23 protein-coding genes are annotated in these 24,406 nt (G+C 69.3%); 12 read left to right on the top strand and 11 right to left on the bottom strand.

The window, feature by feature from the left end; translation table 11 throughout:
• The first annotated feature begins 20 nt into the window (after positions 1–20).
• The 5 genes from ED92_RS05350 (at position 21) to ED92_RS05330 (ending at position 5,459) form a co-directional block, all read left to right on the top strand.
• The gene (locus ED92_RS05350) at positions 21–638 is read left to right on the top strand and encodes an excalibur calcium-binding domain-containing protein (protein WP_037333614.1); all 618 of its coding nucleotides are present in this window, start codon (positions 21–23) and stop codon (positions 636–638) included.
• Entirely contained in the window at positions 635–1,255 is a 621-nt protein-coding gene (locus ED92_RS05345; RefSeq protein ID WP_037333609.1) for a class F sortase, read from the top strand. The genes ED92_RS05350 and ED92_RS05345 overlap by 4 nt, the downstream gene beginning before the upstream one ends.
• Positions 1,256–1,264: 9 nt before the next feature.
• Positions 1,265–1,873, top strand: coding sequence for a histidine phosphatase family protein (locus ED92_RS05340; protein WP_037333606.1), 609 nt, complete (start codon positions 1,265–1,267; stop codon positions 1,871–1,873).
• 42 nt (positions 1,874–1,915) lie between these two features.
• Positions 1,916–3,166 carry an HAD family hydrolase gene (locus ED92_RS05335; protein WP_037333603.1) on the top strand — a complete coding sequence of 417 codons (1,251 nt, stop codon included), beginning with the start codon at positions 1,916–1,918 and terminating at the stop codon, positions 3,164–3,166.
• 73 nt (positions 3,167–3,239) lie between these two features.
• A complete protein-coding gene (locus ED92_RS05330; RefSeq protein ID WP_037333601.1) occupies positions 3,240–5,459 on the top strand; it encodes a tetratricopeptide repeat protein in 2,220 nt (739 codons plus the stop codon).
• On the opposite strand, the gene ED92_RS05325 is transcribed toward ED92_RS05330, so the two are convergent.
• From ED92_RS05325 to ED92_RS05310, 4 genes are all read right to left on the bottom strand, one after another.
• A complete protein-coding gene (locus tag ED92_RS05325; protein ID WP_152610833.1) occupies positions 5,449–7,023 on the bottom strand; it encodes a hypothetical protein in 1,575 nt (524 codons plus the stop codon). The two genes, ED92_RS05330 and ED92_RS05325, sit on opposite strands and share 11 nt — an antisense overlap.
• 80 nt (positions 7,024–7,103) lie before the next feature.
• Complete coding sequence (locus ED92_RS05320) at positions 7,104–7,730, bottom strand: response regulator transcription factor (protein ID WP_016330621.1); 627 nt, start codon at positions 7,728–7,730, stop codon at positions 7,104–7,106.
• Between the two features lie 9 nt (positions 7,731–7,739).
• Complete coding sequence (locus ED92_RS05315; RefSeq protein ID WP_152610832.1) at positions 7,740–10,262, bottom strand: M14 family zinc carboxypeptidase; 2,523 nt, start codon at positions 10,260–10,262, stop codon at positions 7,740–7,742.
• An 87-nt stretch (positions 10,263–10,349) separates the two neighbouring features.
• Positions 10,350–11,180, bottom strand: a complete 831-nt coding sequence (locus tag ED92_RS05310; protein ID WP_037333597.1) for a thermonuclease family protein — start codon at positions 11,178–11,180, stop codon at positions 10,350–10,352.
• Between the two features lie 186 nt (positions 11,181–11,366).
• On the opposite strand from ED92_RS05310, the gene ED92_RS05305 reads away from it, so the two are divergent.
• Positions 11,367–12,926, top strand: coding sequence for a 3'-5' exonuclease (locus tag ED92_RS05305; protein WP_037333594.1), 1,560 nt, complete (start codon positions 11,367–11,369; stop codon positions 12,924–12,926).
• Here the strand turns inward: ED92_RS05305 and ED92_RS05300 are convergent.
• On the bottom strand, positions 12,916–13,242 hold the full coding sequence (locus tag ED92_RS05300) for a nucleotide pyrophosphohydrolase (RefSeq protein WP_037333591.1): 327 nt from the start codon (positions 13,240–13,242) through the stop codon (positions 12,916–12,918). The genes ED92_RS05305 and ED92_RS05300 overlap by 11 nt on opposite strands.
• Before the next feature lie 151 nt (positions 13,243–13,393).
• Here ED92_RS05300 and ED92_RS05295 point away from each other — a divergent pair, with 151 nt between their 5' ends.
• The 3 genes from ED92_RS05295 (at position 13,394) to ED92_RS05285 (ending at position 17,320) form a co-directional block, all read left to right on the top strand.
• Complete coding sequence (locus tag ED92_RS05295) at positions 13,394–14,287, top strand: nitrate- and nitrite sensing domain-containing protein (protein ID WP_037333586.1); 894 nt, start codon at positions 13,394–13,396, stop codon at positions 14,285–14,287.
• Positions 14,284–15,621, top strand: a complete 1,338-nt coding sequence (locus ED92_RS05290; protein ID WP_152610831.1) for a hypothetical protein — start codon at positions 14,284–14,286, stop codon at positions 15,619–15,621. Before ED92_RS05295 ends, ED92_RS05290 begins: the two co-directional genes overlap by 4 nt.
• A 145-nt stretch (positions 15,622–15,766) precedes the next feature.
• Positions 15,767–17,320: a DUF1841 family protein gene (locus ED92_RS05285; RefSeq protein ID WP_037333583.1), complete on the top strand. Its 1,554-nt coding sequence runs from the start codon at positions 15,767–15,769 to the stop codon at positions 17,318–17,320.
• Between the two features lie 11 nt (positions 17,321–17,331).
• Here ED92_RS05285 and ED92_RS42970 read toward each other — a convergent pair whose 3' ends face one another.
• The 3 genes from ED92_RS42970 to ED92_RS05275 all read right to left on the bottom strand — a co-directional run bounded on the left by ED92_RS42970 (position 17,332) and on the right by ED92_RS05275 (position 19,499).
• The gene (locus tag ED92_RS42970; RefSeq protein WP_162836885.1) at positions 17,332–17,502 is read right to left on the bottom strand and encodes a hypothetical protein; all 171 of its coding nucleotides are present in this window, start codon (positions 17,500–17,502) and stop codon (positions 17,332–17,334) included.
• A 265-nt stretch (positions 17,503–17,767) separates the two neighbouring features.
• The gene (coaA, locus tag ED92_RS05280; RefSeq protein WP_037333580.1) at positions 17,768–18,700 is read right to left on the bottom strand and encodes a type I pantothenate kinase; all 933 of its coding nucleotides are present in this window, start codon (positions 18,698–18,700) and stop codon (positions 17,768–17,770) included.
• 157 nt (positions 18,701–18,857) lie between these two features.
• Positions 18,858–19,499, bottom strand: a complete 642-nt coding sequence (locus ED92_RS05275; RefSeq protein ID WP_037333577.1) for a macro domain-containing protein — start codon at positions 19,497–19,499, stop codon at positions 18,858–18,860.
• A gap of 97 nt (positions 19,500–19,596) precedes the next feature.
• Here ED92_RS05275 and pheA point away from each other — a divergent pair, with 97 nt between their 5' ends.
• The 3 genes from pheA (at position 19,597) to ED92_RS05260 (ending at position 22,079) form a co-directional block, all read left to right on the top strand.
• On the top strand, positions 19,597–20,505 hold the full coding sequence (pheA, locus tag ED92_RS05270; protein ID WP_037333574.1) for a prephenate dehydratase: 909 nt from the start codon (positions 19,597–19,599) through the stop codon (positions 20,503–20,505).
• Positions 20,502–21,122 (top strand): histidine phosphatase family protein, encoded by a 621-nt coding sequence (locus ED92_RS05265; RefSeq protein ID WP_037333570.1) that lies wholly within the window; start codon positions 20,502–20,504, stop codon positions 21,120–21,122. Before pheA ends, ED92_RS05265 begins: the two co-directional genes overlap by 4 nt.
• Positions 21,123–21,428: 306 nt before the next feature.
• Entirely contained in the window at positions 21,429–22,079 is a 651-nt protein-coding gene (locus tag ED92_RS05260; RefSeq protein ID WP_037333567.1) for a DUF4232 domain-containing protein, read from the top strand.
• Here ED92_RS05260 and ED92_RS05255 read toward each other — a convergent pair.
• The 3 genes from ED92_RS05255 to ED92_RS05245 all read right to left on the bottom strand — a co-directional run bounded on the left by ED92_RS05255 (position 22,076) and on the right by ED92_RS05245 (position 24,402).
• A complete protein-coding gene (locus ED92_RS05255) occupies positions 22,076–22,450 on the bottom strand; it encodes a hypothetical protein (protein WP_235213198.1) in 375 nt (124 codons plus the stop codon). The genes ED92_RS05260 and ED92_RS05255 overlap by 4 nt on opposite strands.
• A 126-nt stretch (positions 22,451–22,576) precedes the next feature.
• The gene (locus ED92_RS05250; RefSeq protein WP_037333561.1) at positions 22,577–23,836 is read right to left on the bottom strand and encodes an MFS transporter; all 1,260 of its coding nucleotides are present in this window, start codon (positions 23,834–23,836) and stop codon (positions 22,577–22,579) included.
• Positions 23,837–24,051: 215 nt separating this feature from the next.
• Positions 24,052–24,402 (bottom strand): metallopeptidase family protein, encoded by a 351-nt coding sequence (locus ED92_RS05245; protein WP_037333558.1) that lies wholly within the window; start codon positions 24,400–24,402, stop codon positions 24,052–24,054.
• Positions 24,403–24,406 lie beyond the last annotated feature (4 nt).

The following is a 24,406-nucleotide window of genomic DNA, read 5'->3' as shown; positions in this document are numbered from 1 at the left end:
TCCCAGCGAAAGGACTCCCCATGTCCTCGGTTCGTCGCGCCTTCGGCACGGCCGCCATCCTTGCCGGATTCTCCTTGTTCGGCCCCGCTTCCGTCGCTTTCGCGCTGGCCGAAGCGCCCGCGATCGCCGATCTGGACTGCGGTGACTTCAAGTATCAGGAAGACGCGCAGGCCGTGCTCGACAAAGATCGCTCCGATCCGCATCGCCTGGACGAAGACGGCGACGGAATCGCATGCGAAAAGCTTCCCAAACGGGGAACTGCGCCGACCGTGACGAGTACGCCGGCCCTTCCGTCGATCACCACGGAAACGCGGGCGCCGCGATCCACCGACAAGGATTGCGCCGACTTCCCTTCGCAAGCCGCTGCGCAGGCCGAGCTCAAGAAGAACCCGCGAGACCCGCACCGGCTCGACGCCGATCACGACGGGTACGCCTGCGAATCCCGGTTCGGCGAACCCGCGAAATCCGGCCAGGTGAAGGTCAAACCCGTCGGTGGAGTCGCGACCGGTGGCGGCGAGGCCGTCGAGAGCAACGGCGGGTTCCTGGAGGTCGCCGCGGTCGCGCTGACCGGCACCGCCTTGCTGACCGTGTCGGTCGCGGGCGCGTCCCTCGTCCTTCGGCGGCGTGCGGAGCGATGATCCGGCCTTCCTGGCGCCGGTGGCCGTTTCCGCTGGTCGTCGGCACGCTCATCGGGGTGGTGCTCGCGGCCGCGCTGACCGCGTGCGCCGTCCCTCCGCCGGGCAAGGTCGCCTCGCCGGCGCCGCCTTCCTCGGTGTCTTCCGTCGCGGAGGCGCCTCCGCTGGCGCCCGCGAAACCGGCCAGACTCGAGATCCCGGCGATCGGCGTCCGCACCGGCGAAATCGTCGACCTCGGCCTGGCCGGTGACGGCACCCTGCAGGTGCCGCACGACGCGATCACCACCGGCTGGTTCACCGGTGGCCCGGCGCCGGGCGAGATCGGGCCCGCCGTCCTCGCCGGGCACGTCGACTACAAGAAGGCCCCCGGCGTTTTCGTCCGGCTCAAGGAACTGAAGGCCGGCGACGAGGCACTCGTGCATCGCGAGGACGGGAGCACCGCGGTGTTCACCGTGTACGCCGTCGAGCGGCATCCGAAGGCGTCCTTCCCGACGGAGAAGGTCTACGGCGACACCATCGGGCCTGAACTGCGGCTGATCACCTGCGGCGGGGATTTCGACTCCTCGACCGGCAACTATCTCGACAACGTCGTCGCCTTCGCGAAACTGACGCGCGTTTAGATTCTCCGGATGCGCACCGTCCACGTCGTCACGCATCCGGAGGCCACCCACCACGTCGATCGCCTGGTGGGCGGGTGGTACGACTCCGAACTCACGCCCGAGGGTGAACGCGCGGCCGTCGCCATCGCCGAGTCGCTGCGCGCGAAGGTGCCGGACGAGGTGGAGCTCTACGCCTCGGATCTGCGCCGCACCGCGCGCACCGCGGAACTGATCGGTGAACGGCTCGGCGTGACCCCGGTCCTGGACCGGCGGCTGCGCGAGAAGTCGTACGGGGAAGCCGGCGGCAAACCGCAGGCGTGGCTGGACGGCCGGTTCGTCCCGCCGCCCGCCGTCGGCGAGCGGCTGGGACACGACGAAGGAATCCCTGGCGCCGAAACGAAAGGCGCGATGGCGGCGAGGGTCTACGCGGCCATGAAGTCGATCCTGGAAAGCGCCTGCGAGCACCAGATCGTCGTCACGCACGGTGGTGCGCTCACCTTCGTGATCGCCGCGTGGATCCGGATGCCGCTCGAATCGGCCGGCTACGTCGACTTCCGCGGTTCACCCGGCAGCGTCACCGTGCTGCGTGAGGACGACTACTTCCACAACCGGCAGGTCGTCACCCTCGCCGGGAAATGACAGGATCTCCCCGGACAGTCGAAGACCATGTGGGGAGATGACATGCCGAGGTTCCTGCGAGCCGTGGCCCTTGCCGCCGCCGTGGCGGTCGTACCGGTGGCCGTGCCCGGCGCGGCGACCGCCTCGACCGCGTCACCTTGTCCGCAGCTGAGGTTGGCCGACCATTGGTACGGCGACAACGCGGCGAAGATCCAGCAGGTCATCTGCGGCAAGAAGCACGGCGAGCGGCCGGTCGCCGTGTTCGATTGGGACAACACGGTCATCAAGAACGACATCTCCGACCAGACCGTCTTCTGGATGATCCGACACGACAAGGTCCTCCAGCCGCGCGACCAGGACTGGCGCACGACCAGCCGCTACATGACCGACGCCGGCGCGAAAGCGCTGAGCAAGGCGTGCGGTACCGCCACCCCGGCCGGAAAACCGCTTCCCACCAGCAAGAACATCGCCTGTGCCGACGAGCTCCTGTCGGTGCGGAAGAGCGCGAAGACGACCACCGGAGAAGAGGTCTTCGCGGGCAACAACCGGCGGTACATGGAGGCGGCCTACGCCTGGGTCGCGCAGATCAACGCCGGATACCGTCCGGACGAGGTCCGCGCGATCGCCCGGCAGGCCAGGGCCGCGGCGCTGTTGGCGCCGGTCGGGGCGACCCAGAAGGTCGGTTCGAGCACCCAGGTCGCGTGGATCCGGTACTACCCGGAGATCAAGGACCTGATCTCGACGCTCACCAAGGCGGGCTTCTCGACCTGGGTCGTTTCCGCCTCACCCAAGGAATTCGCGGACGTCTGGGGCTCCGCCGTCGGCATCCCGCCGAGCCGCACGCTCGGGATCTACTCGCAGACCACGAACGGCCGGATCAACGGGCACCTCGAAGGCTGCGGCGGGCACGCCGACGGCGCCGACGAGATCATGACCTACATCGACGGCAAACGGTGCTACATCAACGAACGCATCCTCGGGATCCGCGGCGCGAAGGCGATGGAACCGGCGCCGGCGGACAAGCGGCAGGTGCTCGCCGGCGGTGACGCGACCACCGACGTCACGATGCTGCGCGACGCCACCGGAGTCCGCGTCACGCTCAACCGCAACAAGGACGAGCTGATGTGCCGCGCCTACGACAACGCGGACGGGAAATGGGCGGTGAACCCGATGTTCATCGAGCCCTTCCCGGCGCTGAGCCGCACCTATCCGTGCTCGACGACGGCGTACGAAAACGCCGACGGCACCCACGGTCCGGTGCTGCGCGACGACGGCACGGTCATCCCGGATCAGCGGGACACCGTTCATCCCTGAGCGGGTTCACGGTGAGTGACGTGCATGATCCGCGCTGCTAGCGTGTCGGATACAGCTGTGAGGGGGTTTACAGGTGACCGATCCGTTTCAGGCGGAGCTCGTCAAACAGACAGTCGCGCTGGTGTTCACCGGTGGGGGCAAGGTCGCCGAATACCTCTGGAAGAAGCTTTCGGGGCGGCGGGACGAGAAACGCCTGCGGTCCGATCCGGCCGCCCTGGAGGCCGCCGTGCGCAGCCTGGCCGCGGAAGATCCCGCCGTGGCGGGGGAATTGCGCGAGCTGGTCGGAAGCATGCTCGCGATGAGCCACGACCGGCCGCGCATCGTTCCTCGGTCGCCGAACCTGTTCGACCGCGTCGGCGCTCAGGCTCAGCTGGGTGGCACAGGTGTCGTGGTGCTCTCGGGTCCGTCCGGAGTCGGCAAGACGACGCTCGCCGAGCACTACGGGATGCGCTCCGGCGGCGCGTATCCCGATGGCGCGCTGCTCGTCGATCTCGGAGATCATCGCGACGGCCCGGGCGCGCCGTTGAGGATCAGCCAGGTGCGGGAGGCCGTACTCCAGGCGTTGGGAGTGGAGCCGAAACTCATCACGTCGGGTGCCGGGGAACTGAAGACCCAGTACAACGATGTGCTCGGCCCGTTGCGTCTGCTGCTGGTCTTCGACTCGGTCGAAAGCGTCCACGATCTTCAGGCGTTGGTGCCTCCGGCGCCGATGAGCCTGGTGCTGGCGCTGACGGAAGGCACGTCCGACGAGCTCGTGACGCAGTATCCCCGGCACGTACCCCTCAGCAGGCTCGAAGAGGGAGCGGACCGGATGCTCTTCGAAGCGATCGCGGGGACCGATCTGCTCGCCGCCGATCCGGAGAGCGCGCTCGAGGTCCTCGTCGAATGTGACCGTTTTCCGGCGACGGTGGTCGCCGCCGCGATCGCGGCGAGGCAGCGGGCGGCGCTGGCGGCCCGGCCGCTCAAGCTCCTCGCGGAGGAACTGCGCGGAGGGCGCGCCCTCGGGCCCGTGAGTGCCGCCTTCGACCGGGTGCTCGCCGGGCTTCCGCGGCGTGAACAGGATCTTTGCCGGGCACTGAGCGAGATCCCCGGACCGAGCTTCACCTATGAGGCGGCAGCGGCCGTCGCCGGTTGCGAACCGTTCGAGGTCCTCGACGGGCTGGTGCATCTCCAGTCCGTCTTCTTCGTGACCGAGGAGTCCGGCAAGCGGCTTCGGCTGACCAAACAGGCGAGGCAGGCGCTCACTCGCGCGGGTCACGAGCCGGATGGCGAGGGATTCCCGCGGCTCGTGCGCTTCCACCGCACCCGGGCGGTGCAGGCGGATCACTGGAAGATGGGTGACCGGCGGCTGAGGCTGTACGACCAGACGCTGCCGGAGGACACCCGCCCCTTGGACCTCGCCCCTGGACAGGACGCGATCGACCTGCTGGTCGCCGAAATCCCGACGTATCGCGCGCTGGCGAAACCGGCCCACGACGCCGGGCTGCATCGCGAGTTGACGCAGCTCTGCGGCGCCCTGGAAATCGTCGGATTGCACCGGGGACATCTGCGTGAGCTCGCGGAGATCAACAAATGGGGGATGGCGAGCGCGGAAGCCCTCGGCGACGTTCCGCTCCAGTTGAGGACCATCGCGCAGCAGGCACGGCTGTACTCGTTGCTCCAGGAGTTTCCGCGGGCGGAGGCGGAGTTCGGCAAGCTGGGAGAGCTGCTGCGACGGCTCGAATCACCCGAGACCGAAACGAATCGGCAGCTGCGGGCGTCGCTTTGGGAGTTCCGCGGGCTCTTCCACCGAGAACGAGGCCAGTACAACGAAGCGTCGGCGTGCTTCTTCGAGGCGCTGAAGATCAGCCGGACTTTGGGCGGACTTCCGTTCCGAGGACAAGGACTGCACGCGAGGATGCTCGCCAACGTCCAGGTGCTGCTCGGCGATCTCGCCGGAGCGTTCCAGCTGTTGGAAGAAGCCGAGGCGAACACGGACCCGGAGAACAAACGTGACCTCGCCCAGGTGTGGCTCGTGCGGGCGAAGGCACTGAGCCGATCGGGGACGGCGGACGCCGCGCGGCGGGCGCTCGACCTGGTGCCGGAAGTGTGGCGCATGATGGTTCCCACGGGGAGCGATCAGTACGAACTGGAGATCGCCGAGGCACTCGGGGACGCCGCTTGGTCCTGCGGAGACTTCAAGACGGCACGCGAGTACTGGTCCGGTGTCTGGCAGCGATTGCAAGCGGTCAAGCATCCGCGCGCCGACGCGGTGCACGCCAAGATCTACACCGAGGCGCCACTCAATCGGTGAGCAGCGAGACGACGACGTTCCGGGTGTGGTGGCCCTCGCGCACGCGGAACGATCCGGTCGCCGGGAGATTTCGTTCTCGACGCCAGTAATAGGCGGAAATCGCGGCCAGCGGCTCACCTCGCGTGGTGAGTTCGACGACCGGTTCCCCGGTGCTCCACAGCAGGCACCGGTCCACGCCGATCCCGGCGACGAGCGCGGCATCGGGACGGCGACGGCTGATTTCCCTTGCCCAGCCGTCGAATTCGGTGTCTTCGCCGGTGAATTCGCAGTAGACCACGGCGGCGCCTTCGAGTTCGTCCAAAGTGGACAATTCCTCGTGGGCTACGACATGGCGATCGAGGGAGCCGGACCGCCCGGCCTGTTCGGTGGGAAACCGGGAGACCGTCAGATGATCCGTGTGCCGCCGGACCTCGACCGAGAACGTCGCGGGCTCCGTGACGTCGGGCACCGGATCGGGAACGGGAAGGAAGACCGCCCGGGTGTCCGGCTCCGCGAGCCGCATCAGTTCGTAGAGGACGGGACGGAGAAGCTCCGCGCATTTGCCGGAGAACTCGACCGCCTGCGCCGCGACCTCGGTGAGCGGTCCCGCGGCGCATGCCTGGTCGACCTGTTCGCGCAGATCGCGTTCCTGGTCGAGCCGCGGGGCCCTGACCAGTAGTTCCGCGAGCGGGGAGTCCGGCACCACGGTGGCGGGTTCCCGGCTGCCGATCAGCACCGGGATCTTCGCGGCGGCCGCGTACAGCGCGATGGAGCCGCCGTCCGAGACCAGGCAATCCGCGGACACGACGGTCGCCTGCCAGCCACGTTGGGGCGGGATCACGGCGAGCCCTGCTCGCAGCGCCCTTGACAGCCACGCGCGGATCTGCCAGGGACTGTGCGCGGCCCAAGCGCCCGGATGCGCGATGAGGCTGAACTTGTACTCGTCGACCGGAAGCTCGGTGAGCAGCCGTGCCGGCAGGCCCGGATCGGTGCCCAGCAGGGAATCGGGCCCCCAGGTGGAGGCCAGCACGACATGCCTGCGGTCACGGACGTCGAGCAGGCGCCGGTAGCGGGCCGCGCGGTTGAGACTGGCGAGCATCCGGTCGTGACAGGGGTCCCCGACCACGACGGCGTGCGGTTCGGCCTGGGGACAATTCCGCCGGATGTACCGCAGCTGGTTACTGTGCGAAAGGCCGATCCGGCTGGGGACGACGTGACCGTCCCGGACCAACCGGGCCGGGTTCAGCCCGGAAATGACCGGCTGGTGCGGGTAGTGCTTCTGGTGTCCGATGCCGTGCGGCACGAGCAGGACGGGCGCGTCCAGCCGGTGGAGTTCATCGTTCTCGCTGGCCGCGATCGCCAGGTCGAACCGGGTTTCGACGGCCTGCTCCCAGGAGATGACCTTCGCGTCCAGCGAGGCGAGGAACTCGCCGACCCCGGAGGACAGGATCGCCGGCTCGCGCTCGTTGTGGGTGAACACGATCTGGACCCGCGGATCGTCCTTCAGCAGCGACACGACGTCGAGCAGCCGGGTCAGGGTGGTGACGGTGCGGACGACGACCAGGACGCGATGGGAGAACCGCACGGTGAGCCACTGGTCGAATTCGGGATCGACCGGGACCTTCGCCCAAAACGACGGGGGGGGGGGGGTACTTTTTTCGCGCACTACCTGTCCCGGCGCGCGATCCACGCCGCGGCCTGCGTGCGGCGCTGCATGCCCAGCTTCGCGAGGACGGACGTCACGTAGTTCTTCACCGTCTTCTCGGCGAGGAACAGGCGCTCGGCGATCTCGCGGTTGGACATGCCCTGCCCGATCAGGTCCAGCACCTCGCGCTCACGTTCGGTGAGGGAGCCGAGTTCGTCCTCGGGCGGATGCCGCAGCTTGTCGAGCACCCGCGCCGTCGACAGCGGATCGAGCAGCGACCGGCCGGCCGCGACCTCGCGGACCGCGTTGACGACGTCCTGGCCGCGGACCTGTTTCAGCAGGTACCCGGCCGCGCCCGCCATGATCGCGCCGACCATGGCCTCCTCGTCGTCGAACGCGGTCAGCATCAGGCACTGCGGCGGGTTCGGCTTCGAGCGCAGCTCGCGGCAGAGCGCGATGCCGTCGCCGTCGCCGAGCCGCACGTCGACCACGGCGACGTCCGGCTCGACGTGCATCGCCACGGCGAGGGCCTCGTCGACGCCGCTCGCTTCGGCGACGACCTCGATGTCGGGCTCGTCGGTGAGGAGGTCACGCAGACCGCGCCGCACCACCTCGTGGTCGTCGATGAGCAGCACCTGGATCGGCATACCCCCACGTTACTTCGGGGCCGCCCAGTAAATCGCCTTGGCCACCTGCGAGTACAAGCCCTTCGGGTGATCGCGGAACAGCGGTTCGGTGCCGAACAGCACCGCCCGCCCGCCGAGCCCGGTGGTCCCGGACACGACGGCGGCCTGGCCCGCCGCCTGCTGCGGCCCGCCGGTCCCGTCGTCCCGTGTCCGCCAATGCCCCGCGACCAGGGGATTCCCGCTCGCGTAGCGCTGCTCGACGGTGACCGAGGAGCCGAGATCGGTGAACCAGAACGGCCCGTAGACGAACGAGTCCGGCAGGGCGCCGGCACCCACCGGGCCGGTCCCGTTGACGACCGAGACGACGCCGTTCCCGTCCTCCCAGCCCACCACCGGACGTGCTTCGAGAAGTCCCACGTCCGTGTTGAACCGCGCGCCCGTGGCACCGCGGGTGACCACGCCGCCGCGGGCGAGGAAGGCGCGCAAACCGTCCTTCGCGGCCGGAGTGAGGTCGGTGTAGCGCAGTCCGGAAGAGACGAACAGCAGGTCCACCCGTGACCAGTCGAAGCCCGCGTCGAGCACCGCCGCCGACACCGGTCGCACGTCGAAGCCCATGTCCCGCAGTGCTTTCAGCTCGTCCGCCCCGACGGCCGCCGCGATCGTCTTGCGGCTCAACGGGGTCGCCGTCCCGCGTGCCTCGGTGAACCGCACGCCGTAGCGGTCCGCAACCTCGGCGGCGGCCGGACGGGCCGACGCGGGGACGACGATCGTGCCGTCGTCCGTACGGCCGAGGGCGAGGCCTCGGTTCAGCAGGTCGTTGACCGCGCTGACGTCCTTGGCGTCGACCAGCTTCAGCGCGAGATCCCGGCCGGGCGCGGCGTCGACGCCCCCGGTCGGCGAGGCCGCGACGACGTCGTGCGCACGGACGTCGAGCCTGCCCTGCTTCACGATGTCGACCGACGCGCCCCAGAGCAGGCGATGGCTCCAGCCGGAGATGTCGTACATGACCGGCACCTTCGCCGAGATGTCGCTGCCCTGCTCCAGCATCACGTTCGCCAGCCCGCGTTTCGGCTGGTGCATGTCGACCACGTACGAACCGGCCGGATAGCGGCGACCCGCCAGCGAGAACGGGCGATCGGCCTGCCGCACCCGGACGTCGTTGGCCACCAGATGGTCGACCAGCCGGGAAGCGGCGACGGCCGAACGCTGGCCGTCCCCGGCGGGGATGACGTACGCGCGCGGGAATTCGGTGCGGTAGCGGTCTTCGGGCCCGAAGCCGGGCACGAATCCGTCCGGGATCTCGCGCTGCGCTTCACCGGCCGTGCCGCGGCGGAACATCTCGATCTGGTTCGCGATGAGCTCGCCGCGGTTGCGGTCGACGTAGTCCAGCGTGCTGCCGATGGTGGCCTCGACGACCTCGGTGTTGATCACCGCGCGCCGCTGGAGCTCCGTCACCGGCTGGTTTTCGTAGTCCGCGTTGTTCACCCGCATCGGGATTTCGATCGTGAAGGACACCGCGCCGTGGTACATCGCGTACTGGGCGGTGTAGATCGGCGCCCAGCCGTCCCAGCTGCCGGGGTCGTAGTCGCGGAACGGGATCTCGGGCTTCGCCGTCTCGGGGCGCCCGAGCGCCTTGACCGCCTGCTCCATGCCGAGCCCGTTGGCGTAGCCGTGCTTGATGTAGAGGTCGAAGTCGTAGTTCTGGCCGTGCGGCGGCGTGGTCGGCTCGATGAGCGTGTTCGCGACGTAGCCGTGTTCGTCCAGCATCATCAGCGGCTGCTTGCCGATCGCGATCCCGCGCATAGCCCGCACTTCGGGCTGCGACGCGGTGACGAAGTCGCGGTTGGGGTCGAAACCCTGCGACGTCTGCCGCGTGCCGGCGACGCGGCCGTCCGGGTTGGCCGTGACGTTGAAGTAGATGCGGTTCCGCTTCAGCAGTTCGACGGTCTTGGGATCGTTCGACGTCGCCAGCTTCTCGATGACGCGGAGCGCGCCGTCGGTGCCTTCCCATTCGTTGCCGTGGATGTTGTTGTTGATCCACACCGGCGCCTTGTAGCCGTGGCGCAGGAACGGGTCGCGCGCGGCCCGCGCCGGATCGTTCTCGATCAGCGACCGCCAAGCGTCCTGCCGTCGCGTCTCGGACCGGCTCTCCGGCGCGGTCAGCGTCACCAGGTAGAGGTCGCGGCCGAGCCCGGACTGCCCGGCGATCTCGACCGAGATCCGGTCACTGCGCGCCTGCAACGCGTTCAGTTTCGGCGCGATCGCGTGATACGGCGCGAGCCCGAGTTTGATCGACTTGTCCGCCGTGTTCTCCGGATACACGCGCAGCTTCGTCTTGCGCGGATACCCCGAATGGTCACCCGCGACGTTCTCGCCCGCCGCGGCCCGCGCGACGCTCATCGGCTGGTCGGTCGCGGCGACCTCGTTGCGCTCCGGTCCGTTGCCGGGATCGCGATGCGGCGACGTCGGCGGTGGTGCCGCGTACGCCGGCGCGGCGACCGCGCTCAGTGACAGCATCAGGGCCAGGAACACGGTGCGAGCCGAACGCGACAAGGGCCACCTCCAGGGACGTCGGCACAGTGTTTCCGGTCGGCCGAACGGCCTACAAGACCCGAAAGGCGGCTAATCGGGCGCCGGGAACTACTTCTTCGGCTCGCAGGCGACGCCGTCGCCGTCTCGGTCGAGTTTGCGGTTGTAGCCGGGCTGGCCCGCGTACAACGGCGCCGCTCCGGCCGCTCGCACGGCGTCGCAGTTCGCGTAGGACACCGCCTTGGGCGGATCCGGTTCGGCCGCCGCGGGCGGCGGGGTGGACTTCTTCGTGGTGGGCTCGGCCCGGGTGATCGGCGGGGCGGCCGGCTGCTGCGGTGGCGCGACGGAGGTCGGTGGTGTGTCGATCTTGCCGAAGCAGGGCGGCCCCCAGAGCCCGTTCCCTGCCGTTCGCGCGGCGTCTTCGGCGGCCTGCAGCGCGGTACCGATGGTCTTCTCGACCGCCCTGCTCGCGAATTTCGCGTATCCCGCTTTGAGCGCGGTGGTGGCGTAGTCACCGCCGTTCACCATGCTCACCGATGCCAGCGCGGCACCTGCCTCATCGGATACCGATCGAATGATGACCTCTTGGCCGGTCAGTGTGTTCTTTGCCCACGCGAGGGCTTCCTCGGCGAAACATCCGTTCGTATTCGGAGGGGGCGTCAAACCGAGGATCCTGACGATTTTCTCACCGTCGGGACCGGTCACCTTGACCGTGCCGGCGTCCACGATTTCGGCGATCCGGTAGGTGCTCGGAGCGGTGGCCGAGGAGGTCGGCGGGGGCGACGTCGTCTGTTCGGCACTTTTGGCCGCGACCGGCTGCGCTTGTTGTGGCTGAGGGGTTTTCCCGAACACGGCGCCGAGAACGAAAAGTACCGAAAAGGCGGCGAGGACGATCATCATCCAGCGGGGCATCCGCTTGTCGCGGGAGGGACCGGTGTGCATGGGCGTCCTCGGGATTCTTGCTTCGGGTGAGCTTCGCCGGTTTTTGTCGTTCCCCCGGCGAATGGTGTTACATGCTCGGCATTTCTGTCACGAAGCGGCCACGAACGGGTCACCGTCGGAATTCGGGCGTTACGCGGACGGTGACGTCACGATCCACCGGTAGACGCTTCGAGAAAAGGAAACGAAATGGCGGAGACAGTCGGAAATCTCGCGTTGACTCCAGACGGCCGGTTCGCCGCGGGGACGACCGAATTCACCGCCATCGACTTCGAGACCACCGGCCTGCACCCCGGACACGTGGTCGAGGTGGCGGCCGTGCGCGTCCGGGCGGACGGCACGGTCCTGCGTGAGTTTTCGACGCTGGTCAATCCGGGCCCCGGCGTGGATCCCGGCCCCGCCCACGTGCACCGGATCACCCGCCGTGAGCTCGACGGCGCTCCTTATCTCGGCGAGATACTGGGTGACTTCCTCGATGTCTGCCAGGGCAGTGTCCTGGTCGGACACAACCTGCCCTTCGAGGCGCGATTCCTAGACGGGGAGTCCGGCAGGTTGGGCGCGCGGATCCCGGCGATGCCGGGCGTGTGCACGCTGGCCGCGGCCCGGCGTGCGCTGCGGTTGCCGAACTATCGCCTGGCCACGGTCGCCGAGGCGGTCGGCGTCGGTGAGTTCGCGGCGCACACGGCGCTCGCCGACGCCTACGTATGCGCCCGGATCGTGACGACGCTGGTGAACACGCACGGCCTCAGGTTCACGGAACGGCCGGTGTTCCCGGAATTGCCACGATTCGCGCCCGCCACGCGTCTGTCGCCTCGTCGTGTGGTGGTGCCGAGCGGCGGCACCTGGATGGCGGATTTCGTCGACCGGGTACCCGAGGCCGCGTTCGGAGCCACCGGCTCGCTGCAGGACGCCTACGTCGAGCTGCTCGGCAACGCCTTGGCGGACCGTCATATTTCGGACGACGAGGCGAGGGCACTCGGTGCTGCGGCCTCGGCGGCGGGGATGTCGGACACCGATCTGCACCGCGTGCACACCGGGTTCGTCAAGGCCATGCGCGAGCTCGCCGAAAGCGACGGCGTCATCACCGCGGAGGAAGAACGGGATCTGCGCGCCGTCGCGGCGGCTTTGCGGGTGCCCGAAACGCTGCACGGGCTCCGGGCCACCGGGGCCGCGTCCGGTGTGCGCCGCCGCGTCCTCGTTCTCGGCGACGGGCTGGCGGAGGATGATCTGCGCGCCGCAGTGCTCGACGCGGGCCTTCAGCTCGCGAAGAAGCTCACCGCGTCGGTGACCCATCTGGTCGTGGGCTCCGGGGTGCCCCCTGCCGAGCCACGGATCGCCAGGGCGGGTGAACTCGGCGCGAAGGTGCTCGGAGTCGCCGAGGCGCGTGAAGTGCTGGGTCTCGTTCCGCGGCCGGCGCCCGTGTCGGCCCCGATCCCCGTGCCGCCGCCCGCCCCGGTCCCGGCTCCCGTGGCGTCGGTGCACCGGCCGGTCTACACCGCTGAACAGCCGACGGCTGCCTTCGTTCCTTACCCGCAGCCACCTGTTCCGCACGGGTACATACCGCCAGTGCCGTCCCCACCGTCGGTGAAGCTGTGGGGCGGCCGGGCCCTCATGGGGTTCGGGATGCTGCTCATGTTCATCACGGTGCTCGCGTTGTTCGGCGGCGCGGGGCTCGCCGCGGGCCTTTTCGTGGGCGTGCTGGGTGTCGGGGGCCTGCTCGGCGGCTGGCAGATCGCCGTCAGGGCTTGACGTCGGGCGCCGGGAACCGGTGCTCGTTCCGATCGATCTTGGCGTTGGCCGCCTCGATCAGGTCCACCCCGAGGCTGTTCGCCAGCTGGAGGAGGTACAGCGTGACGTCGGCGATCTCGTCGACGACGTTGTGCGCCAGCTCAGGGTCGGAGCGCCACTTCGCCGATTCCTCCGGGGTGAGCCATTGGAACAGCGAAGTCAGCTCGCCGACTTCGCCGGACAGCGCCATGACCAGGTTCTTCGGAGTGTGGAACGGTTCCCAGGCCCGTGCCGCGGCGAAGTCGCGGAGGCGCTGGTTGAGGTCGTCGAGAGTCACGTGCCGTGCCTACCAGATCGTCACGGTGCGCTAACGGCCGTATGGCGGACGAGCGTTGACGTGCAATTTGCAACTTGCCTAACGTCGCTGGGCGTCGGGGAACCGATCCGGAAGGAAAGTCTTGACGTACCAGCGAAGCCTTCGCGCTCGCATGCTCTCCATCGCGTTCGTGCCGAGCGCGGCCTTGGTGCTCGTCGCGTTGTTCATCGGCGGATTCCTCGTCCAGCAGGCCATCCAGGACCGTGACGACGCCGAGGGCGGGGCGGTCGTCATGGCCGGGGCGAGCCGGGGGATCGCGGCGTTGCAGCGTGAGCGGGCGGTCGCGCTGCGGGCGCCGGGCAGTCGTTCCGCCACGTACACCGCGTACGCCGATCGCATCGACACTTCGCTTTCCTCGTTGCGCGAGATCGCGCGGGCCGCCCCGGACGCCGAAGTCGGCTATCAGCAGACGATCGCCGTCGAGCTGCTCACCGCCGTCGAAGGCATGGACCGCAGCGATTCCCTCGCGGTCGCCGGGATCGACGACGAGGGGCGGCGCGACTACGCCGCGGCCGTGGGCGCCTACCGGTCCAGGCTCGACGCCGTCGCCGGAAAGCTGACGGAAAGTAGCCGTCGGACCTACCGCGATCTTGTCGCGAGCGTGGATTGGAGCCGGTTCGGCGCGGTCGAAACCGCGTTGAGCGCGGCCACGCCGCCGCCTGTCGGCCAGGACGCCTGGCGCGCGGCGGCCGGCGTCGTCGGCCGGACCCTCGGCGATCTCGCCGCGCGCCAGATCGAGTACTCGGCGCAGCTCGCGATCGACGGCGGACGCCGGGTGCTGAGCGGCGCCCTCGCCGCCGCCGCGGCGATTTCGCTGCTCGCGGTGGTGGTGATGGCGATCGTCATGCGGCTCGCCGGCCGGCTCCCGATCCCGATCATCCGCTGTCCTTCGCGGCTGGACGCGGCGCCGCTGACCTGGTCACACCTGGTGAGTGATTACGCCGAAAAGAGCACGCTGTTGGCCCACACGAGTCGGCGAAGCGGTCGGGCAGACTTGTCCGGGTGAGTTCCCCGACGGATCTGCGCCCCTACCTGCGTACTTTGGACGCGGAAACGCTGGCGGACCTGCTGCACGCCCAGGCCGAGCGTGACCCTGAGTTACGGCGGGCTCTGGAGAACCGTTTCGCCACCCAGGGGAGTGACGTCGCCGAGGCGCACCGTCTCCTCGACACCGCCGTGCTGGCGAACAACGTCGAGTACGCCGCGAAGGTCGGCTCCGTCCTCGACACGCTTCAGCGGCTTCTCGACGCAGGCAGCCGGGCCGATCTAGCACCGCTCGCCCGCCGGACTGTGGACGACATCAGCGAGATGCTGGAGCAGATCGACGACACCTCGGGCGAGGTCGCGGACCGGCTGGACCGGGCCGTCGAGCTGTACGCGCGGGCCTGCGCGGCCCGTCCGCCGGATCCCGAGAGCCTGGCCGCCTGGATCCTCGAAGTCGAGTTCGACGGGCCCGGCTGGCCTGCCATCGAACTGGCCGACTTCGCCTCTGCATTGGGAGAAAAGGGAATCGCGCGGATCAAGTCCACTGTGGACAAGGTGCTGGCGGAGCAGCCGTCCGGTGCGAAACGCGAGACGGCCGAGCGGTTGCGCGAGGAACTGGCGGAGGTGTCCGGCGACGTCGACGCGCTCGTCGCGATCCTCGCCGCCAAACCGCCGCGGGTGGACGTCAGCCTCAAGATCGTGCGCGTCCTGCGCGCGGCGGGGCGGCACAGCGAGGCCATCGCGCATGCGGCGCGGGCGCTCACGTACGACAAGAAGGAAGAGCCGCCACCGCCGGAGCCGGAGCCGGTTCCCTTTTCGCGCAAGGAGTTCGACGAGAATCCCACGGCCGCGACGTACCTCGCCCTGCGCGAGGAGTCGCTGGAAACCGGGCGCTGGGTCGCCCAGCGGAAGACCGCGCTGGCCCGTCTGCGCGAACTCGCCGCCGGAAGCACCCAGGCCGCCGACGAACTCGTCCGCGCGTTGCTCGGCGAGGATCGCGTTGACGAGGCTTGGCGGGCGGCGGTGCGGTTCGAAGCCTCTTTGCCGGTGCGCGTCGAACTCGCGGACGCGCGTTCCGTCGCCCATCCGGCCGAAACCATTCCCGTGTATCGGGACCATGTCGAAGAATTGATCACGCGGAAAGACCCGAACTCCTACCGCGAGGCGGCCCGGCAACTGCGCAAACTGCGCACGGTGCACAAAAAGGCCGGTATGGCTGAAGAATTCAGCTCGTATCTCGGCACATTGGTGGAAATACACAAACGCAAGACCCGGCTGATCGCCGAGGTCAAAGCGGCGAGAATCGCCATTCCCAAAACCGTAACCGCGCCCGTCGGCGGTCGTTATTCGGAGTGAACCGAGGAAACCCGGCGAAGAAGGTCGAAGTCGCGGTGGTCCTGTAACCGGTTTCCGCCCGCGTCCTCCCCGCGGACGGGACCCGTGTTCCGCGCCCGGGACCACCGCGACGAGCCCGATCGGGTCCGCGTGAAAACATGTCGCCATGAGTCCGGTCAGCCGTGCCCGCAAGAAGGCAGCCCAGCCCTCCACTCCGAGTGTGACGGGCCTCTTCAAGGACGTCCTCCGGGACTTCTCGACCCTTGGCGCCGAACCCGAGGTGCTCGACGTCGAGCTGCTGACCTCCGAGGTGCTCGGCCAGTGGTGGGAGATCGAGGTCGAGGAGGACGAGACGCCGCTGGGCCTGGAGCTCATCGCGTTCGCCGAGCGGAAGATCACCCCCGCCGCGGCCGCGCTGCTCGCCGGATTGCGCGTCTTCGCCGAGACCGAGGAAGAGCGCGAGGCGGCCGCCGCGGCGCTGAACACCGTGCTGGGCCGCGGGATCCCGGAGCCGGAGTGGGTGGGAGACCTCGCCGCGGTGACCGTGGGGGACTGCTGGCGCACCGGCGACGTCTTCGGTGACGAGTCCTCCCTGCTCTGCGTCTTCACCCGCGGCGGTGTCGAGCACGGCCTGCTCGCGCTGGTCGACTTCACCGAGGGCGGCCGGATCCGCGACGTCGTCGTGGTCGACAAGCCGCAGGACGTGCTGGCCGAGATGCGCCAGCAGGCCGCCGACGATCCGGAGCTGGTGACGCTGGAGCGGGTCCTGCCCGAGCGCGCCCACCAGCTGCTCGCGGACGGCCTCGCCGCGACGGACGTCGTCGAAGAACCCGACGTCAGCGAGGATTACGCGCGGTTCCACGCGCTCGCGCTGGCCTGGATCCGGGCGATGCCCGCGCCGGAACCGTCGCCCGAGATCTCCGAATGGCCCGAGCAGGTCCGCGAAGAGGTCGTCGCCGACTTCATCGGCTCCGGGCTCGTGGAGGACACGGACGCGACGCGGTTCTACGCGCGCCTGCTGGTCGACTACGGCTGCGAGACCGAGCCGGGCAGCCCGCTGCGGGTCGGTCCCGAGAAGCTCGCCCGGTTCCTCGAGTCGCTGCTGGACGGCGAGTTCGAGATCGACGAGGCCTACGAAGACGCGCTGGAGCCCGCCCTGCTCGGCTGGGTCACCTGGGCCGCCGACCGCGCCGGGCTCCCCGAGGCCGCGCGGGTGGCGCTGCTGGAGAGCGCGACCGAGTTCCTGGAGGAGTTCGCGCAGGACGAGGATTCGGCGCTGGACGTCTACTTCGACGGTTCGGAAGGGATCGAGGACCCGGCGGAACTCGCGGACGCCCTGGCGCGCCGCATGTTCGCCGTCCCGACGGTCTACGCGGAGATCGGCGACGAAGAGCTGGAACTGGAGCCCGCCGACCCCGAACAGCGCCGCCTGCTGGTGATCGGCGAGCACCCCGAGTACCACGAGGCGCTGGCCGAGGAGACCTTCGACGGCGAGCCGAGGATGCGGCTCGCGCTCAAGACCACGATCGTCGACCAGCTCTGGGACGACGAGCCCGCCGAGGTCTGGCAGGCCGTGCGGCGGCTGAGCGAGACCGGGCAGGAGCGTGAGGAGATCTTCGATCGCCTCATCGACGCGCTGTCCGCTCAGCTCGCCGAAGCGGGCGAACACGAGATGGATTACGACGTCGACGACTACCGGAAGGCGCTCGGCGAGCTCTGAGCGCCGGAGGCTCAGCTCAGCGGAGCCGCGGGGGAGCCCTTGGTCTCGGTGACTTGGGGCTTCTTCCGGCGGCGGTCCCCCCGGGCGTCGTCGAAGTCGACGACGAAGGCGCCGGCCGCCATGGCCACCAGGAGTGCGAGTCCGAGAATCGAGCCGACCCAGGTCAGGATGATCGAGAACATCGTGAGCCTCCTCCCTGCTCAAGGTCTGTTCGAGACCTCTTGTTCCCCTGACACAAGGGTCGCCGTGGGGGGCTGTAGCCGGTATCGGCCAACCGGTTACACGTACTGAGCGTGGATCGGCCGATCGGCCGAGGAAAGCCGCTCGGCGACAGCGGTGCGCGACGGGAACGCACCGTTGCCTCGCAGGTGGTGCGAAGGTTGCTGCTTGTGAGGGAACGGCGGGGAGCGGGAAACCCTCGAGCGTCCGGTTACGCGGTGTGCTCGCTCAGAGCTTGCGCAGGCGGACCCGGTTGATCGTGTGGTCGGCGTCCTTGCGGAGCACGAGGGTCGCCCGGGGCCGGGTCGGCTTGATGTTCTCCATCAGGTTCGGCTCGTTGATCGTGTGCCACAGGTGGCGCGCCTCGGCACGGGCCTCGTCGTCCGGGAGGCCGGCGAAGTGGTGGAAGTGCGACGCGGGATCCGCGAAGGCCGTGTGCCGCAGCTTGAGGAAGCGCTCGATGTACCAGCGTTCGATGTCGGTCGTCGGTGCGTCCACGTAGATCGAGAAGTCGAACAGATCGGACACGGTCAGCCGGGGGCCGGGCTGGAGGACGTTCAGCCCTTCGAGGATCAGGATGTCGGGCTGCTGAACGACCTGTTCCTCGTCGGGAAGGATGTCGTAGGCGAGGTGCGAGTACACCGGCGCGCTGACCCGTTCGGCACCGGACTTCACCTCGGTGACGAACCGCAGCAGCGCCCGCCGGTCGTAGCTCTCCGGGAAACCCTTGCGGTGCATGATCCCGCGCCGGACGAGTTCCGTACGCGGGTAGAGGAACCCGTCGGTGGTGACCAGGTCGACCCGGGGGTGGTCCGGCCAGCGGGCGAGCAGCGTGCGCAGGATGCGCGCGGTGGTCGACTTGCCGACGGCGACGCTTCCGGCGATGCCGATGATGTACGGCACCTTGGTGCCCCGGCTGTCTTCACCGAGGAACGTGGTGGTGGCTTCGTACAACCGCTGCCGGGCGGCGACCTGGAGATTGATCAGCCGGGAGAGCGGGAGGTAGACCTCGGCGACCTCGGCCAGGTCGACCTGTTCACCGAGACCGCGCAGCCGCAGCAGTTCCGCGGCGGTCAGCGGCAGGGGAGTCGACCTGCGCAACTCTCGCCACTGCTCACGGTGCAGCTCGACGTAGGGACTGAGCTCACGGACCCGCGGCATCGCACACTCCTCGCCCGTCGCCTGCGCTGGCGCCGTACAAAACCGTGTTGACGAGTTCTCGGCGGGTGAACGTGCCTCGAACCGGATGAAGCCGCTTTAACGGTAGGGCTTACGGCTCGTGAACGCGCTGCGATGTGATGTAGCCCGCTTCGGGGCGTTACCGTCCGTTACGGGGACGGCCGGGCGTGAAGACCTCGTCCCAGGCCGCGGCGACCTGCCGGGCGCAGGACGCGGGGGCGACCCCGCCGACGCCGGTACCGAGCCCCGGCATCGCGATCGTGTGCACGAGATCACGGACGCGGCCCTGGTCGAGGCTGGCGTCGCGCCACTGCTGGAACACCGCGCGGGCGGCGAGGTACGGGTGCACGGTGTCGCGCGGGAGGCGTTCGCCGGGTTCCCGCATGGTCGGCGCGCTGATCAGCCAGGCGGGCTCCGCCTCGCCGGTCGGCACGATCACCGCTTCGCCGATCGGCAGCTCGCCGCCGTGGTAGGCGAGGACGGCGCTGCGGACGTTCTGCTCGACGCCGGGGTACGCGCGGGCGTAGACGGCGTCGATGCCGCCCCGCATCCAGCCGTAGGAGTTCGCTGGGCTGACGACGGCCTGCGCGACGACGTCGAGCACGGATCCGCGGTGCACGAAGACCCGGCCGTCCACGGTGTCCGCGACGGTCGTCCAGGCTTGGGCGAGCAGGTCATCGACGGCGCACAGCACCAGCTCCGGAGTGGGATGGTCCGGCACGGGAGCGAAAGAGGCGCCGACATCCTCGTGGCCGGTGTGCGTGCCCGGTTCGGCGGTCACGCCCTAAGCATGGCAAAAAAAGCCACCTGGCGTAACCGGCGCGCGTACCGGCTGTCCGAGTGAAAGTCGCCACCCGCGCCGTGCGTAATCTGGCGGGGTGTCACGGATCGCCTACTTCGGCCCCCAGGGAACCTTCACCGAACAGGCCGCGCGACGGCTCGCCTCCGGTGAGGAGCTGATCCCCGCGGAGACCATCCCGGCGGCACTGGCCGCGGTGCGCTCGGGCGCGGCCGACGCGGCCTGCGTCCCGATCGAGAACTCGGTGGAGGGCGCGGTCACCGCCACCCTCGACAGCCTGAGCGAGGCCGAGCCGCTGGTCGCGGTGGCGGAGGTGCTGCTGCCCGTCCACTTCAGCGTGCTGACCAGGCCGGGCACGACCGAGATCCGCACCGTGGCGAGCCATCCGCACGCGCTCGCGCAGGTTCGGCACTGGGTCGAGGCGAATCTGCCCGGCGCTCATCCGGTCGCGACGTCCTCCACGGCTGCGGCCGCGGTCGCGGTGGCCGAGGGCGAGTTCGACGCGGCCGTCACCGCGCCGGTCGCGGTCGAGCACTATCCGCTGGAGGTGCGGGCCACCGAGGTCGCCGACGTCCGCGACGCCAAGACCCGGTTCCTGCTGGTCCGCGCTCCCGGTGAACTGCCGGAGCCGACCGGGGCCGACCGCACGTCGATCGTCGCCGCCGCCACGAACCGGACCGGTGCCCTGGCGGAACTGCTCACCGAACTGGCGGTCCGCGGGATCAACCTGACCAAATTGGACGCCCGGCCGACCAGGAACAACTTCGGCGAGTACCGCTTCTTCATCGACTTCGAGGGACACGTGTCCGAGCCCCGGATCGGCGACGCGCTGGCCGCGTTGCGCCGTCGGTGCCGCAACGTGCGGTTCCTCGGCTCCCACCCGCGCGCGGACAACGGCAGGACCGAGGTCGAGCCGGGCGCCGCGAACGAGGACTTCACCGAGGCGATCGACTGGGTCGCCGCGGTTCGGAAGGGAGCACAGGCGTGAAACTTCTCCTCGTCCGCCACGGCCAGACCGACGGCAACGTCCGCGGCGCGCTCGACACCGCGCTGCCCGGGCCGCCGCTCACCGAGCTGGGCCGCGAGCAGGCGCGGGACCTCGCGACGCGGCTCGACGGCGAGCCGATCGTCGCGGTCTACGCCTCGCAGGCGGTCCGCGCCCAGCAGACCGCCGCGCCGCTGGCCGCCAAGCTCGGCCTCGACGTCCAGGTCCTCGACGGCGTGCACGAGGTCGCCGCGGGCGAGCTCGAAGGCAAGACGGACAAGGACTCGATCACCACCTACATGAGCGTCGTGCGCCGGTGGACGCTCGGCGAACTCGACCCGCCGATCCCCGGCGGCGAGACCGGCGCGCAGGTCCGCGCCCGGCTGCTCGACGCGGTCGCCCGGCTGCGCGCCAAGCACGAGCAGGCCGACCCCGACGGCACGGTGGTGCTGGTGAGCCACGGTGGCGCGATCCGGCTCGGCGGCGAATGGCTCGCCGGGAACGTGACCGCCGAGATCGCCAACCAGGGCCTCATCCCGAACACCGGCGTCGTCGAGCTCGTCGGGACCGCCGACGGCTGGACGTGCCTCACCTGGGCGGAAACCCCCGTCGAACCCTGACGCGATAACGGACATTTTGCGCGGACTGCGTGCCCGATTGATGTCGTTATGTCCGACCAGACTGGAGGCCGCACTCGGGTGTTCCGCCGCTGATCACGCGAGTTCCGCCTTCGATCACGTGAGTGCGGTCTCATGGCCGCCGGTCACGTGGGGAGGCGTCCTTCACCGCGTTTGCCTCCACCCCCGCCGGGGAACACAGCACACAAGATCGATTAACACCTTGTGGGGAATTAACCGGTGGGGCGCAACCTCGTCGGCGGACGACACGTCTACTGGACGGTGGGTCACCCGGATACAGGGAGGCGAATGACCATGGTTCGTTCGAAGTTGATCTCCATCGGCGGTCTCGTCGCGGGTACCGCCGGGCTGCTGTTGGCCAGCGCGTGCGGTTCGGGGACCGAACCCGTCGCGCAGAACACGTCCGCGTCACCGTCGAGTTCGGCGCCGGACACCTCGGTGGCGCCCAGCGCGACTTCTTCGGCTTCGACGCCGACGCCGCAACCCGCCCAGCCGCCCGCGCAGGCTTCGAAGAATGACGGGCTCTGCAAGGCCGGCGACGTCAAACTGTCCATCAAGGACAGCGACGCCGCCGCGGGAACGGTGTACCGGAAGCTCGTCATCACCAACGCGAGCGGGCACCCGTGCACGATCCAGGGCTTCCCTGGTATCTCCTACGTGACGGGCGCCGACGGTCACCAGGTCGGTGAGGCCGCGTACCGCGACGGCGCCAAGGGCGACCCGGTGCAGCTGGCCAACGGCGAGAGCGCGATCGCGGACGTCGGTTTCGCGAACGTCCGCAACTACCCCGAGGAAGTCTGCAAGCCGGTCGAGACCAGGGGCCTGCGGGTGTACCTGCCGCAGGAGACGGCGTCGAACTTCCTGGCGGTGCAGGGACTCGGCTGCACCGGGAAGATCTCGGGCAACCAGCTGACCGTGAAGACCGTCCACAAGGGCTAGAGCTGGGTGCAGAGCTGTTCGGCCTGCACGAGGTGCCGCTGTCCCGAGATCTGGTTGAAGTGCAGGCTGAACACCATCCTGCTGACGCCGTCGATGTGCTCGGCCAGCGGCCGGTAGGTGTCGTTGGCGGCGGCCGCCGCGGCGGAGAGTTCGCGCGCGGCCGTCATCCGGTGCAGGACCTCGGGCGCAAGGACCGCCACGGTCTGGTCGCCGGGGGCGGAGTCGGTGGTGTCGGGGATCGTGCCGACCCTGGCCAGCGCCGAGCACGCCGCCTGCGCGTCTTCGAGTGCACCCGCGTTGACGCCCGAGAGCGCCCAGAGCATGCCGATCACGCCGCCACCGATCACGAAACCGGCGACTGCGGTGAGCACTTGCGGGCGTCTGGAAGGTTCTGTCGTCCCCACGCCGGCCTCCGGCACCAGTGTCTGCTGCATCGCGGACCTCTCCCCGTCACCCGTGGCGGTGATGGGCTATTTCAGCACCAAAGACCTTGGTTTTCACCGGTCTTGGTGGAGAACCCGCTCCTCCGTGGCCGATTCGTCATCGAAGGCTCCGGGCCGTAACGAGACGAACGCGAAACCGGCTACGCCGAACAGCAGAAGCCCGGACGTGAGGAACGTCCGGGCCGCGGAACCGAGGGCGTGGGTGAGGACGCCGCCGAGCAAGGCGCCGACCGGGATCGCTCCCCAGACGACGGTGCGCCACACGCCCAGCACCCGGCCGAGCAGGTCGCCGGGGACGAGGGTGTGCCGTGCCGTCCCGAGCACGATGTTCACCGCGACGACGGCCGCCGCGAACAGGCCGAACAGCGCCGCCCCGGCCACCGGCGAACTCGTCAGGCCCATGCCGGTGAACGCCGCTCCGCAGCAGGCCGTCCCCCAGAGGAGCACCGCGCGACGGCTGGACACCTTCACCAGCCGCGGGGCGACGGCCGCGCCGAGCAGACCACCGATGCCGCCGACGAACGCGAAGAGCCCGAAGGCCGCTTCGCTGAGATGCAGGTACTCGATCGCGTACAGCACCAGCTGTGCCTGCGCGAGTTCGCTGACCAGGCTGATCGCCCCGGCGAGGACGACCAGGCGCAGCACCAGCCTGCTCCGCTTCAGCCAGCGGAAACCCTCCGCCAGTTCGGTGCGGAGGTCGGTGGTGGCGCGCTCGGCGGAGCGCGGCCGGTAGCTCCCGGCGAGGCCGAGCAACACGACCGCCGCGATCGCGAAGCCCACCGAGTTGAGCAAGAACGGGAAGGTCGCGAAGAGCGCGAAGGTGGCGCTGCCGACCGGTCCGCCGAGGAAGGTCTGGCCGACGATCTCGCAGGCTTGGAGCTTGCTGTTCGCGCCGTCGAGCGAACCCTCGCCGACGACCGCCGGGATGAGCACGTTCGCGGCGCTGTCGGCGACCACCTCCGCGAAGCCGATGAGCAGGGCGGCGGCGTAGACCATCCAGATCGTCACCCCGCCCGCGGCGACCAGCGCGGCCGTCCCGCCGACGACCACCGCGCGGGCGCCGTTCGCGAGGATCATCGCCCGCCGCCGGTCGACGCGGTCCAGCAGCGCGCCCGCCGGGAGCGCGAACAGCAGCCACGGTAGGAACTGGGTCGCCGAAAGGCCGGCGATGAGCAGTGGGTCCCGGGTCAGGGTGACCGCGAGCAGCGGGAACGCGACCTTGCCGATCCCGTCGCCGAGGTTCGACGCCGCGCTGGACGCGAGCAGCCAGCGCAACCGCCGGTCGCTCCTCCTTCGCACCGTCGACTCGGCCATGCACCGTCTCCCCAGGCATTCGCCGGCGAAGACCGGCGACAACGTGTCGAAAAGTTTAGCGGGGCTGTCGCCCAAAGTGGCGGGGTTGTTACACGCAGTTAAGAATCCGGAGAACCCTTGGTGCTCCACGCACAAAAATCACCCACCATGCCACCGGTGGCGCGGAATCCGTCGCGAGGAGAGCAAGGGACCTTTGCTATCACGTGCGCGGCGGTTCACCCCCAGCCGAGTTCGTGCAACCGCTCGTCGTCGATGCCGAAATGGTGCCCGACCTCGTGCACCACCGTGATCAGCACCTCCTCGACGACGTCTTCCTCGGTGTCGCACATCTGCAGCAGCGGACGCCGGTAGATCGAGATCCGGTCGGGCAGCACCCCTCCGTACTCGTGGGTCCGCTCGGTCAGCGCGACTCCGTGATAGAGCCCGAGGATCGTGGGCGACTCCTCGTTGAACTCCTCGACGAGCACCACGACGTTGTCCATGGCGTCCGCGAATTCGGGTGGGAGCTCGTCCAGCGCCTCCGAAACCAGCTCTTCGAAACGCTGCTGGGTCATCTCGACGGGCATGCGA

Origin of the sequence: Amycolatopsis sp. MJM2582 (assembly GCF_000754115.1) — a bacterium.
In the GTDB taxonomy this organism is placed as follows: Bacteria; Actinomycetota; Actinomycetes; order Mycobacteriales; family Pseudonocardiaceae; genus Amycolatopsis; species Amycolatopsis japonica.
Note: the sequence above shows the minus strand (reverse complement) of the source record. Positions and strands in the feature narration are given on the sequence as shown.